General features: G+C 44.4%; 14 protein-coding genes and 1 riboswitch. Of the genes, 8 read left to right on the forward strand and 6 right to left on the reverse strand.

Going from position 1 to position 17,183, the window contains the following annotated elements:
* Nucleotides 1–16: 16 nt before the first annotated feature.
* From ACZ5O6_RS01530 to ACZ5O6_RS01540, 3 genes are read right to left on the reverse strand one after another with little or no spacing between them, the layout of a single operon-like run.
* Nucleotides 17–625: a trimeric intracellular cation channel family protein gene (locus ACZ5O6_RS01530; RefSeq protein WP_447092176.1), complete on the reverse strand. Its 609-nt coding sequence runs from the start codon at nucleotides 623–625 to the stop codon at nucleotides 17–19.
* A 47-nt stretch (nucleotides 626–672) separates the two neighbouring features.
* Nucleotides 673–888 carry an RNA-binding S4 domain-containing protein gene (locus tag ACZ5O6_RS01535; protein WP_447092177.1) on the reverse strand — a complete coding sequence of 72 codons (216 nt, stop codon included), beginning with the start codon at nucleotides 886–888 and terminating at the stop codon, nucleotides 673–675.
* 2 nt (nucleotides 889–890) lie between these two features.
* Nucleotides 891–1,160 (reverse strand): hypothetical protein, encoded by a 270-nt coding sequence (locus ACZ5O6_RS01540; protein ID WP_447092178.1) that lies wholly within the window; start codon nucleotides 1,158–1,160, stop codon nucleotides 891–893.
* Between the two features lie 407 nt (nucleotides 1,161–1,567).
* Here ACZ5O6_RS01540 and ACZ5O6_RS01545 point away from each other — a divergent pair, with 407 nt between their 5' ends.
* The 8 genes from ACZ5O6_RS01545 (at nucleotide 1,568) to ACZ5O6_RS01580 (ending at nucleotide 11,880) form a co-directional block, all read left to right on the forward strand.
* Nucleotides 1,568–1,930, forward strand: a complete 363-nt coding sequence (locus ACZ5O6_RS01545) for a glutaredoxin family protein (RefSeq protein WP_447092179.1) — start codon at nucleotides 1,568–1,570, stop codon at nucleotides 1,928–1,930.
* A 124-nt stretch (nucleotides 1,931–2,054) separates the two neighbouring features.
* Nucleotides 2,055–3,830, forward strand: coding sequence for an aminotransferase class V-fold PLP-dependent enzyme (locus tag ACZ5O6_RS01550; RefSeq protein ID WP_447092180.1), 1,776 nt, complete (start codon nucleotides 2,055–2,057; stop codon nucleotides 3,828–3,830).
* Nucleotides 3,831–3,985: 155 nt separating this feature from the next.
* Nucleotides 3,986–4,107: riboswitch (TPP riboswitch) on the forward strand.
* A gap of 81 nt (nucleotides 4,108–4,188) precedes the next feature.
* On the forward strand, nucleotides 4,189–6,066 hold the full coding sequence (gene thiC, locus ACZ5O6_RS01555) for a phosphomethylpyrimidine synthase ThiC (RefSeq protein WP_447092181.1): 1,878 nt from the start codon (nucleotides 4,189–4,191) through the stop codon (nucleotides 6,064–6,066).
* Nucleotides 6,067–6,639: 573 nt separating this feature from the next.
* On the forward strand, nucleotides 6,640–7,791 hold the full coding sequence (thiO, locus tag ACZ5O6_RS01560) for a glycine oxidase ThiO (RefSeq protein ID WP_447092182.1): 1,152 nt from the start codon (nucleotides 6,640–6,642) through the stop codon (nucleotides 7,789–7,791).
* Nucleotides 7,785–7,988, forward strand: coding sequence for a sulfur carrier protein ThiS (gene thiS / locus ACZ5O6_RS01565; RefSeq protein WP_447092183.1), 204 nt, complete (start codon nucleotides 7,785–7,787; stop codon nucleotides 7,986–7,988). Before thiO ends, thiS begins: the two co-directional genes overlap by 7 nt.
* 169 nt (nucleotides 7,989–8,157) lie before the next feature.
* A complete protein-coding gene (locus tag ACZ5O6_RS01570; protein ID WP_447092184.1) occupies nucleotides 8,158–8,961 on the forward strand; it encodes a thiazole synthase in 804 nt (267 codons plus the stop codon).
* Between the two features lie 92 nt (nucleotides 8,962–9,053).
* Nucleotides 9,054–10,595 (forward strand): thiamine phosphate synthase, encoded by a 1,542-nt coding sequence (gene thiE / locus ACZ5O6_RS01575; protein ID WP_447092185.1) that lies wholly within the window; start codon nucleotides 9,054–9,056, stop codon nucleotides 10,593–10,595.
* A 142-nt stretch (nucleotides 10,596–10,737) separates the two neighbouring features.
* Entirely contained in the window at nucleotides 10,738–11,880 is a 1,143-nt protein-coding gene (locus tag ACZ5O6_RS01580) for a mechanosensitive ion channel family protein (RefSeq protein WP_447092186.1), read from the forward strand.
* An 11-nt stretch (nucleotides 11,881–11,891) separates the two neighbouring features.
* On the opposite strand, the gene ACZ5O6_RS01585 is transcribed toward ACZ5O6_RS01580, so the two are convergent.
* The 3 genes from ACZ5O6_RS01585 to ACZ5O6_RS01595 all read right to left on the reverse strand — a co-directional run bounded on the left by ACZ5O6_RS01585 (nucleotide 11,892) and on the right by ACZ5O6_RS01595 (nucleotide 17,172).
* A complete protein-coding gene (locus tag ACZ5O6_RS01585; RefSeq protein ID WP_447092187.1) occupies nucleotides 11,892–13,067 on the reverse strand; it encodes a glycosyltransferase family 2 protein in 1,176 nt (391 codons plus the stop codon).
* A gap of 1 nt (nucleotide 13,068) precedes the next feature.
* A complete protein-coding gene (locus ACZ5O6_RS01590) occupies nucleotides 13,069–14,334 on the reverse strand; it encodes a glycosyltransferase family 4 protein (RefSeq protein WP_447092188.1) in 1,266 nt (421 codons plus the stop codon).
* A 141-nt stretch (nucleotides 14,335–14,475) separates the two neighbouring features.
* A complete protein-coding gene (locus ACZ5O6_RS01595; protein WP_447092189.1) occupies nucleotides 14,476–17,172 on the reverse strand; it encodes a bifunctional diguanylate cyclase/phosphodiesterase in 2,697 nt (898 codons plus the stop codon).
* Nucleotides 17,173–17,183 lie beyond the last annotated feature (11 nt).

Below are 17,183 nucleotides of genomic sequence, written 5' to 3' on the forward strand. Positions count from 1 at the left end.
CTCAATGAGTGAGTGTTTACGAGCGTGCTATAAACCATTTTGGAAGCTCCAGTTTGTAAAAAATGGCACATGAGCGCATAGTGAAAATGATGGCAATACATAGCGGGACATTGAGTTCGGGGTTGGGTAAATAACTATTGAGTGTGACAAAAATACTAAGCCCAATAAGCACAGGGGTTGCATAAAGTTCTTTGCTTAATAATAAACAGGGACTGTCCGAAAGAATATCCCTTATGATGCCGCCAAATATAGCCGTGATTAAGCCCATAACAACGGCTATTGAATCGGGGTAACCCAGGTTAATAGTTTTGAGGGCGGCGGTAATAGAGAATAAAGAGACACCTAGAGCGTCTAAATACAACAATAGCTGGTAGCGATTAGATAGGGTTTTGATGATAAAAAAAGCAAAAAAGGATACCCAAACTGATACCCATAAATACCATAGGTCTGCGACCCAGTAGATAGGGTAATTACCTAAAATCATATCGCGAATAGTGCCGCCACCTAATGCGGTAACCGAACCAAGTACAACAACGCTAAATATATCGAGATTTTTATGGCGGGTTGCAATAACCCCCGTTACGGCGAAAACCCCCATGCTGAACATGCCTAGGATGTATTCCATAAGGCGTTTACCTTTTTTGCTTGCCAGTCACGCTTTATTAGCCCCTTTTACGGTGCCGCCAAAGTCATAGTCAGCGTATTACCGTTAAACGTAATGGTATCGCCAGACATGACCTTCTTGCGTTTTTGCGTTTCAACGTTGCCATTTATACTGACAAGGCCTTGGTTAATGACCAGCTTCGCTTCAGCACCACTGCTGGCCAAACCTTCGAACTTTAGAATTTTGTAAAGCTCTACGGGTTCATGTGTTAGTTCGACAATCATTGCTATTGATCCGTCGCTACGGTTAGTGTGATTGTGCTTTTAGCACCATGAATGGCGTAACCTTTAGCTTCAATTTGTGCAATAACGTCGTTTTGCTCAAGTGCGGGATGCGTTTTATCCTTAAGGACTTCAAGGCGAGTTCTGAAAGGGGACAGTGTGAGCAAGTCGCTATCAATGTCGTTTGGTAGACTAATGCTCTCAAGTGAAGTGCCTTTAGCAACGGATAAGTGCTTGTTGCCGTTTTTTGTGCTGGTATAAATGTCAATTTTCAATGGGGCTGCCTTTGGATTAAAGCACGCGTGATTAGCACGGTGCTTGCGGTGAATGTATAGAGCTGAACCATGTCATAGTCGACAGAGTTTTTACGTCTAATGTGTTGCCCGTTTTGCCCATAGGCCTGCTATGTGTAAACGAGCGCTTGATTAGCCATTAGAGATATTTCATATCATTTATATTGGACGAGCACTAACGGCTCGCATTATACGCGTAATTTTTCTTGTGCACGATGCTTTTCAGTGGGTACATCAAACTGTGTGACTTTCTAATCGCAGGCGTTAATTTTACAATCGCTTAGACGCTCTATACACTTTGCGCGCATACGGCGTATGGTCAAGGTTCTTCGCGCAGCCCATGATGATAGTCAATGAAGGTATATCAATAAAATAGTAGGTAGTAGTCGATGGTAGTAAAAGCACTGAGAAATGGCGTGGGGATGATCATTGTATTAATCAGTTGGTTAACCCGCCCCAAGCAGATCCAACGTAGTGAAACTGAGCAGGCAGACGTGCAGCATCGCGCTGACGGTTTGGCGTTATATCAGCTCTATGCCTGCCCGTTTTGTGTTAAAACTCGTCGAGCTATTCATCGGCTAGCGATTAATATCGAGATGCGTGATATTAAGCATCCACAACATCGAGAAGCCTTAGAGCAGCAAGGTGGGCGGGTGATGGTGCCATGTTTACGTATTAGTAATGAGCAGGGTGACCAATGGCTGTATGAGTCTAGCGATATTATTCAGTACCTTGAAGAGCAATTCGCCTAGAGCGTGAATGCTTTTCTTTATCTGTTATTGTCTGTTGAAATAGCACTACAGGCCAACTAAATAAGGAAAAATTAATGCCGTCTATCACTATTCGTAAAGCTGTTATTGACGATGCCTCGTTACTATGAGTTTTGATGCTAAGACATTTAAAGCGCAGTTCCCTCTTTTTTCTCAGCCGGAAAATGCCACGCTCACCTATTTGGATAATGCTGCCACGACGCAGGTGCCGCAGTGCGTACTTGACGCAATGACGGGTTTTTATCTTCACCAAAATGGCAATGCGCAACGTGCAAGCCATCGTTTGGCGCGTTCAGCAACCGATATGGTCACCCAAACCCGGCAGCTAGCGGCTGACTTTATGGGGGTGAATGATGCTCTCCCAGAGCGTAGTGTCGTGCTCACGTCAGGTGCAACAGAATCGCTAAATCTTATCGCCTATGGTCTTGCTTCATTATTTAACGCGGGTGGCGAGATTGTGTTATCTGCGGGTGAACATCACGCTAACTTACTGCCTTGGCAGCGCTTGGCGGAACAGCAAAAAAGTCGCCTAGTATTTGTGCCTAATGATCATACTGGCGCGCCTGATTGGTCTCGTTGGGCCGAGGTGGTGAGCGAGCGAACCAAGGTGCTAGCGCTTTCTGCCGCTTCTAATGTGTTGGGTGAGGTGATTGATCTATCGCTAATCGCTCGTATTAAACAGCGTTTTTCTTCGTTAATTATTGTGCTTGATGCCTCACAGATTGCTTGTCATATGCCTTTGCGTGTCACGCAGTGGCAATGTGATTTTATGGTGTGTTCGGCGCATAAATTTTATGGCCCCAAGGGGGCTGGGCTGCTCTACGGGCGCCCTGAATTACTCGCACAAATGCAGCCTATGCATCTCGGTGGCGAGATGGTTGAACAGGCGATGTTGCATCGCAGTGAATTGGCTGAAGGGGCTCAGCGATTTGAGGCAGGAACGTCGTCACTCAGTGCTATTGCAGGGCTGAATGCTTGTTTGCAATTTTGGCAGCGGCAAGACCGCAACGCGATGCAGGCGTATGAGCAAATGCTCACAGATTACCTTTATCGCTCGCTCGCTGCGGTTTGTCAGCCTGCCGTGGGTTTGCGAATACTGAGAAGTGAGCGCTCACTCGAAACGCACAGCAGCAGTAGCCAATTGCATCACGCTCAAACACGTAACGTGGGGATTGCCGTTATTGTTATTGATCATTCCGTCACATCACTAGCGATGAGCTTAAGTGATTTGGCGCATTGGTTAGATGATAGCAATATTGCTGTACGTATGGGGCGTCATTGTGCTCACACCTTGTGGCAGTCGTTATCATCGGGCGGTGTTGGCGTGACGAATGGCCTGCGTGTCTCGCTGGCGGCTTATAATACCGTTCAGGATATTGATAATCTTATTGCCGCTATTACTGCGTTTACGCGTACGTATTGTGTAGCGACGGATTCCTCTGAGATGAGTGTATCGTCCGATTTGGTACTTTCTTCGGATTCTGTATTGAGCGACGACTTATCGCATTTGTGTGAGCAAGATTTACTTGATGCGCCATCCTGGCAAAAGCGCTTTAAAGTGTTGGTGGAATGGGGCAAGGCAATCACTGTCAAACCGTCGATTCGTAGACCTGAATGCGAGGTTAGGGGGTGTGAATCGCAGGTATGGGTTAAGCATTGCTTGATAGATGATAGGCATTATTTCTTTATTGATAGCGATGCCAACCTTGTAAAAGGGTTGTCGGCATTATTGTTGTTATGGTTTAACGGTAAAACGCGAGAAACGATACAAGCTATTAATGTTGAAGAGCGATGTCAGACGCTAGGCTTAGAGAAATATCTGAGCGAATCAAGAATGAATGGCTTTTTGTCGATAGTGGCTGTGATGAAACGCGCTGAATGATTAAGCGTTGGCGCTAGCCATCTGAATACCTTGTTTTTTCGTAAGTGTGTTGTAGGAAATATAGGTTCAAGGTCGCGCCTGTCGCAACGCCGATGATCGTAGACAATATGTGGTTAACCCTCTACACTAGCCGCGTACAAAATTACCTTATATATTCCATCTTGTCGGGGTGCTTTATCGGCCACATATTGTTGATGTGTGGAGCGGTTAGAGCTGAGATTGTCCCGTTGAACCTGATCAGAGTGACGTCTGCGTAGGGAACAAGAGCCATTTTATTTTGCCTGTTTTCTGTGCAGGTATATGCGCTTCCCTGTTCCGCCGCCCTGATCATTACTACATTGTTAATGAGAGAATGACCATGGCCGAATCTATTGTTCGCAAACTCAGCGAATCTGCAACTGTCGACAAATTATCTACCGAGCCATTGCCGGGTTCACAAAAAATTTACGTGGAAGGAAGTCGCCCTGATATACAAGTCGCGATGCGTGAAATTAATGTGACGCCAACACAAATGCAAGATGGCACCGAAGAAGCCAATGCGCCAGTGCGTGTATACGATACATCGGGCCCTTATACAGACCCCAGTGTTGACATCGATGTGCGTAAAGGCCTATCTAAATTGCGAGAACAGTGGATTGAAGAACGCGGTGATACCGAATTTTTAGAGCGTTACACATCAACGTATACCAATATGCGCGATAGTAATATTGCCTTAGAAAACTTACGTTTCGAACATAATTTAAAGCCGCGTAAAGCCAAAGCGGGTAAAAATGTGAGCCAGTTACACTATGCGCGCCAAGGTATTATCACACCAGAGATGGAATATATCGCCATTCGTGAAAATCTTGCACTGAGCGAAGCTGAAATGGAAGCAGCGATGCGGGATCAGCACCCCGGTGAAAACTTCGGAGCATCGACACCTAAATATATTACCCCTGAATTTGTTCGTTCCGAAGTGGCTTGTGGGCGTGCGGTTATCCCCTCCAATATTAACCACCCTGAAATCGAGCCGATGATTATTGGGCGTAACTTTCACGTTAAGATCAATGCCAATATTGGTAACTCAGCGGTGACCTCCTCTATTGAAGAAGAAGTTGAGAAGCTCGTATGGTCGACCCGATGGGGCGGTGATACGGTGATGGATCTCTCCACCGGCAATAATATCCATGAAACGCGAGAGTGGATTGTGCGTAATTCACCGGTACCCATTGGTACGGTACCGATTTATCAAGCGCTAGAAAAAGTGAATGGTGTGGCAGAAGATCTGACGTGGGAAATCTTCCGCGATACATTAATCGAACAAGCCGAGCAGGGTGTGGATTACTTTACGATTCATGCGGGTGTGTTACTGCGCTATGTGCCCATGACGGCCAAACGTGTCACCGGTATTGTATCGCGCGGTGGTTCTATTATGGCGAAGTGGTGCTTGGCGCATCACAAAGAAAATTTCCTTTACACGCATTTTGAAGATATTTGTGAAATCCTTAAAGCCTACGATGTGACCTTCTCTTTAGGCGACGGTTTGCGTCCCGGTAGTGTTGCCGATGCGAATGATGAAGCACAGTTTTCTGAATTAAAAACATTGGGTGAGCTGACCAAAATTGCATGGAAGCACGACGTGCAAGTTTTTATTGAAGGCCCCGGTCATGTGCCGATGCATATGATCAAAGAAAATATGGACGAACAACTCAAGCATTGTCACGAAGCGCCGTTTTATACCTTAGGGCCGCTAACAACCGATATTTCTCCGGGCTATGATCACTTTTCATCGGGTATTGGTGCGGCGATGATTGGTTGGTATGGCTGTGCCATGTTGTGTTATGTCACGCCAAAAGAGCATTTGGGTTTGCCGAACCGTGATGACGTGAAGCAAGGTATTATTACTTACAAAATTGCAGCTCACGCCGCGGATCTTGCAAAAGGTCACCCCGGTACACAGTTGCGTGATAATGCCTTATCAAAGGCGCGTTTTGAATTCCGCTGGGAAGATCAATTTAATTTGAGTCTTGATCCTGATACCGCGCGTGCTTTCCACGATGAAACGTTGCCTAAAGACTCAGCGAAAGTGGCACACTTTTGTTCTATGTGTGGGCCAAAATTTTGCTCAATGAAAATTTCTCAGGAAGTTCGTGATTATGCGGCCGAGCAAGAATTAGCGGCAGAAGCCGAAAAGGGTATGGCGGAAATGTCGGATAAATTTAAAGAGACTGGCAGCGAAATTTATCACGAAGTGTAATGTGCGAAACAAGATAAAACGTTAACGTTTTTATCGTTATACCGGACTTGACTCCGCTTTAACCTATAGTGACTTGATTAGGTGACATGAAAATAGAAAAGAAGCACGTCATTCCGGAAAGCGTTTTTTGCTTATCCGGAATCCACTGGTTTCAGCGGTTTACTGGATACCGGGTCAAGCCCCATTACTGTCCGGAATAAAATGACAATTAATGCTGCAATAGTCGATAAAACGCGGATTATTGCTGAATAGACACTTAATATTTAAACGATCGTCATACCTGCGAAAGCAGGTATCTAAAATCCCGCTGAATAGTAGCGTGACTGAGTCAAGAACTGAGAAATACCCATAAAATAGCGGTTTTTATATCATGTAGCACAATCAGCCAATTGCAATTAGAGATACCTGCTTTCGCAGGTATGACGGCTGGGATAGTATTCCGGGCAGTAATGGGGTCAAGCCCGGCATGACGTACTGGGTCAAGCCTGGTACGGCGAGATTAAGTTAATCGGATAGTTGTGGTGCTTGATCCGGCATCTTTATTTTCCAATGTTAAGCGATAGAGGTCTTGCCTTGTTAAATCTAGCTAATAATTCTGCTATAGCCATTGCTGGTGGCGGCCTTTTGGGTCGCTTACTGGCATGGCAGTTATTGGAACTAGGGCACTCGGTGAGTTTGTATGATGCAGGCTCACTGACCGATTCGCCATCGGCGGCGCAGACCGCTGCCGGTATGATCTCGCCAATATCCGAGGCAATTGATACCGAAGCCTTGATGTATGCACTAGGTGCGGCCAGTTTAGCGCAATGGCCCACGTGGTTAGAGCAGCTATCACTCAATGTGCCGTCTGTGATTTATGCGCAAAACGGTAGTTTGATTGTGGCGCATCATCGCGACCACAGTTTGCTGCAGCAATATATTCAAGATATGCGGCAGCAAGTACCAGAAGCTGCATGGGGAGAGCTGCTTAATAAGCAAAGTATTGCCGCAATCGAGCCCGACGTTGGCGAACATTTTCAGCAAGGTTTATTTTTGCCAGAAGAAGCGCACATTGATAATCGGCAATTATTGTCAGTGTTATTGCAACGCATTCAACAGCTAGGGGGAGAGTGTATCGAACATACTCCCGTGAATGTTGAGCCTTATGCGATCTGCTTCGATAACAACAATCGCACAAAAAAATCCGTCGATTGTGTTATTGATTGTCGTGGTGTCGGTGCGCAGAAACAATGGCAAGGTGTTCGTGGTGTGCGTGGCGAAATTTTACGAGTGAGTACGAATGAAGTGAGCTTGCAGCGACCCGTACGCCTGCTTCATCCACGTTATCAATTGTATGTGGTGCCAAAAGCGAACCAAGAGTTTGTGATTGGCGCAACGCAAATCGAGAGCGAAGACCGCTCACCGGTGAGTGTGCAATCAGCACTAGAGCTTAATAGTGCGTTGTATGCCATTAACCCAGCATTCGCCGAAGCGCGAATTATAGAAATGCAATCGAATCTGCGCCCAGCGCTTAACGACAATCGACCACAAATTCAATATCAGCAAGGTTTAGTCAGTGTGAATGGTTTGTATCGCCACGGTTACTTGCTCGCGCCTGTCGTGGTGCAGCACACGTTAGCGTTGATGAGTGCAGACATACTGTCACAGCAAACTTTTGCTGATGTGTTGTATCAACCACTAGACATATCATCCGAGCTATCATCGAGAGAAACCTTAGCATGTTAAGTATTTCTTTGAATGGCGAAAAAACGTCCATAGACGCGTCGCTATCCGCTAACCGGCTTTTACAAACACAAGGTTATCAAAGTGAGAAAATTGCTTTAGCGATTAACGGTACTTTTGTTCCGCGTTCGCAATATGATGAAACGGTCATTAACGATGGTGATGAGGTTGATGTGATTCAGGCCGTGGGTGGCGGTTGATACTTACTTTAGTCAATGAACCTTTTCGTTATGCCTGCGTGAGCTTGCCACCCATCATTGAATGAAACCTAACTCGTTGGGTGGCGATTAATGTTACGCCGCTCAACAAACAAAACTCACTCGTCATGCCGGGCTTGATCCGGCATCGAGTCACTAGCGAGTAACTATTTTGACAGAAATACCCACCACTGATCCTCTCACACTATACGGCGAACAGTTTTCCAGCCGCTTCTTATTGGGTACGGCTTTATATCATTCGCCGCAAGCAATGTGCGATTCAATCGCCGCTGCCGAGTGCGATATTATCACCGTGGGCTTGCGCAGGCAGTCGCCAAAAGAAAACAGCGGCGATCATTTTTGGCGGCTGATTCGCGATACGGGCTGCACATTATTACCTAATACTGCAGGGTGTAAATCCGTCAAAGAAGCGGTGACTACTGCTGAAATGTCGCGCGAATTATTTGAGACGGATTGGTTGAAGTTAGAAGTGATCGGTGACGATTATAATTTACAGCCTGATCCTTACGGGCTGATTGAAGCGGCAGAACAGTTAATTAACAAAGGGTTTAAAATTTTACCCTACTGCACTGACGACTTAATGGTCTGCCAGCGTTTATTAGACGTTGGTTGTGAAGTATTAATGCCTTGGGGTGCGCCTATTGGAACCGGTATGGGGTTAATGAATCCCTACCAATTAAAAGCGTTGCGCGAACGTTTGCCGCATGTCCCCCTTATTGTCGATGCCGGTATCGGTGCACCTTCTCAGGCTTGTGAAGCAATGGAAATGGGTTTTGATGCCGTATTATTAAATACGGCGGTTGCTAAATCACAGCAACCACAAGTCATGGCGAAAGCATTTGCTCAATCTATTGTTGCAGGTCGCTCTGCTTATCAGGCTGGATTAATGGAGCAGCGTCAAACGGCATCGCCTTCAACCCCCGTCGTTGGTCAGCCTTTTTGGCATAATGATTGATAAGCCATAAGCCATAAGCCATAAGCCATAAGCCATAAGCCATAAGCCATAAGCCATAAGCCATAAGCCATAAGCCATAAGCCATAAGAGTCATGATGCCAACACCCACTACCGGAAAAAATACCAATCATCCTCCTATTGTATGGACAATAGCTGCTTCTGATTCCGGTGGCGGTGCCGGTGTGCAGGCTGATATTAAAACGTTTTTTGATTTAGGCGTGCATGGCTGTTCAGCCATTACTGGGTTAACCGCGCAAAATACGCAAGGGGTGCATCAGCTTAGCGTGAGTGATAATGCGATTTTTGAACAGCAGCTCGGCGTGCTAGCAAGTGATTTACCGCCTGTCGCTATCAAAATTGGTGTATTGCTTTCTGCTTATCAGGTAGAAGCGGTTGCGTCTATTATTCGTCAATTGGATACGGTATTTGTTGTTTTTGATCCTGTTTTAGCGCCCACCTCTGGAATAGATTTTTCATCGTCGGCTATACAGGCTAGTTTTGATCAGCTCTATCCCTTGCTTGATCTTATTACTCCGAATATTCCCGAAGCTGAGTTGCTCACGGGTCTGACGATAGGCAAAGACAGTGATCGGCACGCTGTGGTCGATTACTTTTTGGCTAAAGGGGTGTCGTCGGTACTCATCAAAGGCGGACACAATAAAAGCGGTGAGGGCAACACGGGCAGTAAAGCGGACGGCAATCCCGAGATATGCCAAGACTTATTGTTTAGCCATGCGAGCACCTATTGGCTTACGCAACGCCAGCAAGATACTGTGCATTCTCATGGTACCGGCTGTGTGTTATCCGCTGCGATTGCTGCTTTTGTGGCTCAAGATAAAGCGTTACATGATGCAGTAGTATTGGCTAATGCTTATATTAGTCGAGGTTTGCGCGCTCCGGTAATGCTAGATAGTTCTGGGCGAAAACGAGGTGCAGTGGGGCAAACGGGATGGCCCTGTGATTTACTGGATTTTCCACAGGTGAGTCATTCTTCTGATGCCATTTTTCTTGCGCCTTTTCCTGTGTGTGATACCCAGCAGTTAGGCCTTTATCCTGTAATCGACTCATTAGTTTGGTTAGAAAAGCTACTCGTTATTGGCGTTAAAACGATCCAGTTACGAGTGAAGAATCAAACCGGAGGCGTCTTAGACAATACCATTAAGCAGGCTGTGGCATTGGGGAAAAAACACGATGCCCGTTTATTTATTAACGACTATTGGGCGCTCGCCATCAAGTATCAAGCCTATGGTGTACACTTGGGGCAGGAAGATATGGCTGACGCAGATGTGGATGCCATACGTGCTGCGGGTCTGCGTTTAGGTGTTAGTACACACAGTGAGTATGAGTTTTCTTATGCCGCGACGTTCAAACCAAGCTATCTTGCGATAGGCGCGATTTTCCCTACGGATACCAAAGAGGTTGTTGAAGTGGGGTTGGATAATTTATATCGCTGGGCGACGATACTGGATCGCCATTATCCGCTTGTCGCCATTGGTGGGATTAACCCACATAATATTCAACAAGTGTTAGGTTCGGGTGTGGGTTCGATCGCAGTGGTGAGTGCAATTACTCGAGCAGAGGATTATGTCGTAGCCACACAGCAGCTCAGTGGCTGGATAGACGATACTCTTTGATGGCTTGAAAATAGAAAATTATTCAACGAAAAAGCCGTTCATTTTAACTAACGAAAAATCATTCATGGCTTGTTCAGAGGTTCCATATATTACCGATCAATTTTTTATTGTTTTATAAAACTTTTTAGTGAGAATTAGTATTATGTCAACGCTTGATGAAGTGCTTCATTATTTTTTATCGAAAGAACAATGGGTGTTACAAGTTTTTGTTGTTGTCTGTATTGTCTTGGTTTGTGATTTTTTTCAACGAAAAATTATGAATCGTCTGATTAAACATGCCGAAGAAAAAACCAAAAATATTTGGGACGACGCTTTTTTTAATGCGGCTAAACGACCTGTGACGTTGTTGCTTTGGGTTATTGCACTGAATATTATCAGCCGTGTGGTTGAAAGCTCCGAAGATGTTGAATTAATCGCATTAATGGGAACTGTAAGCCACGTTGGGGTCATTATTGCGATCACTTGGTTTGTGACCGAATTTATTCGTTTTACTCAACATCGTTTAATCTCAGAACAATTAGCAAAAAGCCCAGAAGATGAATCACGTATCGATCGCGTAACTATCGAGGCATTGTGCAAATTATTTCGTCTTGCGGTTATCATTACCGCCGGTATTGTGTTGCTGGAAACGCTCGGTTTTAGTATTTCAGGTGTCTTAGCTTTTGGTGGTATTGGTGGTATTGCCATTGGTTTTGCTGCTAAAGATTTATTGTCGAATTTTTTTGGCGGCTTGATGATTTATTTAGATCGACCTTTTGCTGTAGGTGATTGGGTGCGATCTGATGATCGTAGCATTGAGGGTACGGTGGAGTACATTGGTTGGCGACAAACTCGTATTCGCACCTTCGCCAAACGTCCCATCTATGTTCCTAATTCTGTGTTTTCAACTATTGTTGTTGAAAACCCCTCGCGTATGTCTCATCGACGTATCAAAGAAGTGATTGGCGTGCGCTACGATGATATGGCGAAAGTAAATAGTATCGTAGAGCAAGTGAAAACGATGCTGCAAAACCACCCAGAAATTGATAATACACAAACCCTGATTGTTAATTTTGATGCCTTTGCTGCTTCCTCTGTTGAGTTCTTCATTTATACCTTCACCAAAACAACCAACTGGATTAAGTACCACGAAGTGAAACAAGACGTGTTATTGCAAATCTCCGCTATTGTTGAAGCGCATGAGGCCGAGTTTGCCTTCCCAACGTCTACACTGCATGTGCATCGAGAAACGCCGGAGTTTGCAGGTTTGTTGGATGGTGATAATAAGGCTGGCGCTGAGAAGTAGTGTGGTAAAAACTACTTACGTGGTGTTCGTTTCCACTGTGTTTTGGTCGATGATGCAGAGAGTAGCGCGGGTAAGCGCGCTATTTTTCGCCACAAAAAAATCGGTAGTTTTCGTAATACGCTTAACTCAGTTAAGCCATTTCCGCATAGTGTTGCACCGATTACGTAGAGCGTAATAACGTAAAACCCAAAAACTGATAGCGCTAAAGTATGGGGCAAAAAAAGCCCGATGCTCAAGAGCAGTACCATATATCCGATGGGTAATAGCATTAAATCGAGCAAGGCATCGAGTGCGTGTAGCTCGCCTTTACATAAACCGGTAACAGATTTTACCAGTAACGGTAAAAAGGCGGCTTTTAATACACCTAGGCGACCGCCTTCCCAGCGGGATGATTGTATATCACTCGCGGCATCATCATTGGGCATTTCGCCATACACTCTGGCGTCATCACAGTACGATACTTTGACATCGGCTTCGACTAAACGCATATGGTATTCAAGGTCTTCTACGATGGAGTTGGCGTGAAAGGGGACGCGCTCTAAGGTATTGCGGCTTACAATAAAGCCATTGCCCATAATGCCTGCCGATCCACCGAGTGCAACACGGCCTTTGGGGCGAAGCACGTTAAAGCCTAGCATGGCCAACCGTTTAATGCTGGAGTGAGTATTGATGAGTGCTTCGTAGCGTGTTTGTACCACATCACTATGGGTACTTTGTAGAAAGCTTTGCAGTGCGTCAAAGTAATGATCGTTAACAATACTATCTGCATCAATGATTAGCGTGTAATCGTAGTCTTTGTCTTTAAGCTGTTGCATTGCCCATTGCAACGCTGCGCCTTTACCTCTTAAATGTTTGTTGGTGCGTTCAAGTACTTTAGCTTGGGTTCTTGCCGCAAGATTCGCGGTGTCGTCGGTGCAATTATCTGCAATGACATAGAGGTCAATATTTTCATTGTTTTGGCGAGCCTGTAGCAGGCTATCGATTGTTCGCTTGATAGTTTGTTGTTCATTATGGGCGGGAATCAAGACGCAGATACGTATCTTCTCATGCTTTTCTTTTTCGTTTGTAGGTTGTTTTGTTGTTTTATTTCGACGTGTTCCGATGATACCGGCAATAGTGATGGATAATAAATAAATTAATGGCGGCAGTGTAAATAATGCGTACAAACTAGCGATAAATACCCACATATTAATGGCCTATTGACGTTGTTTGTTGGTTCGTTGAGACAGAGGCGTGTTGTGTAAATATGTCGGCCAGTCGTTGATTGCTGCGGTGTATGCACCAATTTTCTTTGATCGTTGATAGAGCGGCGTCTTGGATACTTTTTCTTTTTTCTGGTTGTCGAATCAATAACTCTAGCGCGTCAGCGAGTTGTGTTGCATTACCGGGTGTTACAAGTAAGCCATCGTGATTATGTGTAAATAGTTCGGGGATGCCAGTGATATGTGTTGTAACGCAAGGTGTGCCGCTAGCCATCGCTTCCATCAATACAATGGGGATGCCTTCTGCAAAACTCGGTAAAACAAAAATATCCGCTTGTTGTTGCAGCTGTAAAATTTTGTCATGGTTGACCTTACCAAGAAATGTTACTTGTGTAGTGAGTGCGTTGATGGATGAAAATTGTTCTAACTTACCTTTGTCTGGTCCATCACCAACAAATTGTAATAAAAAGTCGATATTGCGTTGAGCGAGTAATTTTGCCGCTTGAATAAGTACGCCCTGACCTTTTGCGTTAACGAGCCGTCCTACGCACAATAATATGGGTGTTTTGTTTGCCGATGTTTTCTCTTGAGGGGTGAATTGATTGGCGTCAACCCCTAAATAATTAACATGTATTTTGCCCCAGGCAGTAAAGTCAGTATGTTTCATCACCTGACTTTTTGCAAAATCACTAATACAGACAATAAAATTTGCGGCGGTATATTTTTTTTCTAATTGTTGAGTATCTGAATGATAAAACTCATCAGGCCCATGCACAGTAATTGAGAAATCAATATCCATTATTGTTGCTGCGAGTTTAGCCACGGTGCACCCTTGTGTGGAGAAGTGTGCGTGCAATTGCCGGCTCCCTTGTTTCTTCGCGATATCGACGACAACCATTGCTTCTAACCAATAAGCTAGCTGGCGCAGCGCTGTTGTTGGTTGCTTTATGCAGGCTTTCAATGTGTCTGCCAATGATAAAAAGAAGCCTTTAGGGTGTTTTGCTAGTGATGCTACGAGATAAAAAGGCAATTTTTTGATAAGTGATGATTTAACAAAGGTGGTATGTTGGCAGGCGAGTTGTTCTTTTTTTGTCAATGCATCAAAAGGGCGGTCGGGGTTATTGATTGAAGCAACGTGAATGTTGAGCCCTTGTGCGAGTAAACCCTCAACCTCTCCTAAAATGAATGTATGCGAAATAGCAGGGTACTGGCTAACAACATAAGTAATAACGGGTTGGGAGGTAGTCGACATGAGCAAACCAAGTAAGTGATTATGTTAGGGCGCTAAGGAAATATTGGAAGACATTATACAGAAGATAGGGGGATTTTCTTCTTATTATATAAGAGGTTTTTACTTGTTTAATAAGAGGATATTTCTCCATCCCATCTTAATTTAAGCCGAAGGTTGTAAGCTTTTTACAAAGGGAGGGATGTCTTCAGGAGGGATGGGTTTGCTAAATAAAAATCCCTGAAAATAATGACAACCTTTTTCGATAAGTAATGCTTTTTGTTCTTCTTTTTCTACGCCTTCAGCGATCACGGTGTAGCCAAAATTTTTCGCCATGTTAATTATTGTTTCCGTGATGACTGCATCAGCGCGATTGTTGGTAATTTCCTGAATAAAGCTGCGGTCAATTTTCAGCTCATCCAGAGGTAATCTTTTTAAATAATTAAGTGAGGAATAGCCAGTCCCAAAATCATCAATGGATACGCTAAACCCTATCTCCTTTAGTTGCCGAATTTTTTCAGCCACTCTCTCTGGATTATCAATAATTACCCCTTCAGTAAGCTCCACCATGATGTTGTCAGGTCTTACACCTGTTTCTTTTACCATCGATGATAGGCTGCTTACAAAGCCTAATTGTTGAAACTGAATAGGGCTAATGTTAATAGAAACATGATCAAAAATAATGCCTTGTTCTTGCCATTGCCTAATTTGTTGACAGGTCTTTTTGATGACCCAGTCACCAAGAGGGAGGATGAGCATGCTTTCTTCTGCAATGGAAATAAAATCTAGTGGTGATATATAGCCCTCCTTAGGATGGATCCAACGCAATAAAACTTCTAGGCTTGGGCATTTATTTTCGTCGGTGATCTGTGGTTGGAAGGCAAGTGATAAACCATTGCTATTAATTGCATGTCGGAGATCTTTTTCCATGCGTAAGCGCTTATCCACTTTGATTTGCATGCCATCTTCAAAGAAGCAAGAACCGCCTCGGTCTGTAGATTTACTATGGTACATCGCTGAATCGGCATACTTTAATATTTCTTCAAAGCTTTTGCTGTCTTTATCAAAGAAGGTGATGCCTATGCTCGCTGTAATATGGTAAGCATTTCCAGCGAGAATGAAAGGGTTCTCTAGGCTCGTTAAAATATTCTTTGCGATGGTATTAGGTATTTTAGTTTTGTCGTGATTTTTGAAATGAGGCAGCGATAGTAGAACAAAAAACTCATCTCCGCCGAGCCTGCCTGCAATATCGCCTTTGCGTATGCAAGATTCTAAACGCTGTTTAAAGTCGATGAGTAATTGGTCGCCAATATCATGGCCCAGCGAATCGTTAACAATTTTAAAATGATCTAAATCTAGATAGATTAATGCTCCGCAGGTGCCATCTTTTTTGGCTGAAGAGAGCTTGTTTTCAATTTTTATTTTCAGCATCTTACGATTAGGTAAGCCTGTTAATGGATCATAAAATGCCAGCGAATTTACCTGTTCTTGGCTTGCGAGTAATTCATTAGTGCGTTGGTTAAACCAGTGCGCGAGCTCTCCAAATTCGCTGGTTTCTTTTACGTCGATAAAACTATCGACATCGTTTTTATCAATGTACTCTTTGAGGTTGCTCATCAATGCTTTTAGCGGATCAGCGTAGATACGCTTCAGTAATAATCCAGCCATCACTATGGCGATAAGCATGATGGCAATAATGGATAAATTAAGAGCGGTAATAAGTTGGTTAGACGATTTGGTGGCTTCGCTTAAGGGGATCACCGTGACAATGTGCCAGCCGGTTGATGGCATAGTCGTGGCGGCGGCAATAGAAGGTTGACGAAAAAAGTAGTCCTCTTCTATGGCGAAAATATGTTTATGTTGCTGATTTTTAATAGGCTTTTTTCCGGATTGTAAAATACTATGGGCAATGGAGATAGCCTCTTTAAAATCAACTTGATAGCTTTTTTCGGCAATTTTGGTGCCGATACTATAGATATTTTCATTACCGGTGTCGGGTTTGTGCCTGTGTAACTCCTGGATGTGGGTGCTGAACGAGCGAAACTCCTTGTAGCGCCGTGCTAAGTCGGTAATAGTCACGAAGGGTGTTGAGGAGGCTTGACCGTTGAGCGAGCTGGGTGTACGCGCGATGCTCTCATCAGGAAAAGATAGCAAGTGGCCATTTCTATCAATCGCAAAGGCATATCCATTAAACCGTTCGGTTGAGTTCTTAAGTAATGTGTGTAAGCCGTCGAGAGTAAGATCGATGGTTGTTGCCCCAATATATTTTTGCTGAGCAATCATGGGGGCGGTCACGGTGACCATGGCTTGTTGAGAATGAGGGTCTATATAAGACTTTGACCAGTAAACTTGTCCTGGCGCTAGGTATTGCGCAGGAACATACCATTCTTCACTATGGTATCCGTTACTCGTTGATTGATTGTAATCATCATAAAATGCCAACTCCCCACGTTCATTACGACTCCAGAAGTAGCTGTTGCGTGATTTTTTAGGGTCAAAAATAAAGGGTTCTGGCCATACCCCTCCACCGACAACCAGAGATTTTGATTCTTCATTGTTGATAAGGGGTGTAATGGTACTTTTTAAGAGTGATGGGTCTTGATAGGTTTTGATCGCCACCGCTGCTATTGCGTTTGCTAGAGTGGCGGCGATATTGGTACGCTCAGAAATGCCTGTCATTACCTGCTGTTGAGAGTGGCTAAGCTTTTCGTAGGCAATGTGCTGCGTGACTTCCTCACCCATTATGTCCATGGTTATCGTTGCCACACCGACGACAGCAATAGCTAAAGCTACGAAAAAAACGAGCGCTTTTACTCGTAAGCGTTGATACCATTTTATACGGAATTCATGGGAGTATGGCAAAGTGACATCTC

It is taken from the genome of Eionea flava (assembly GCF_055393785.1).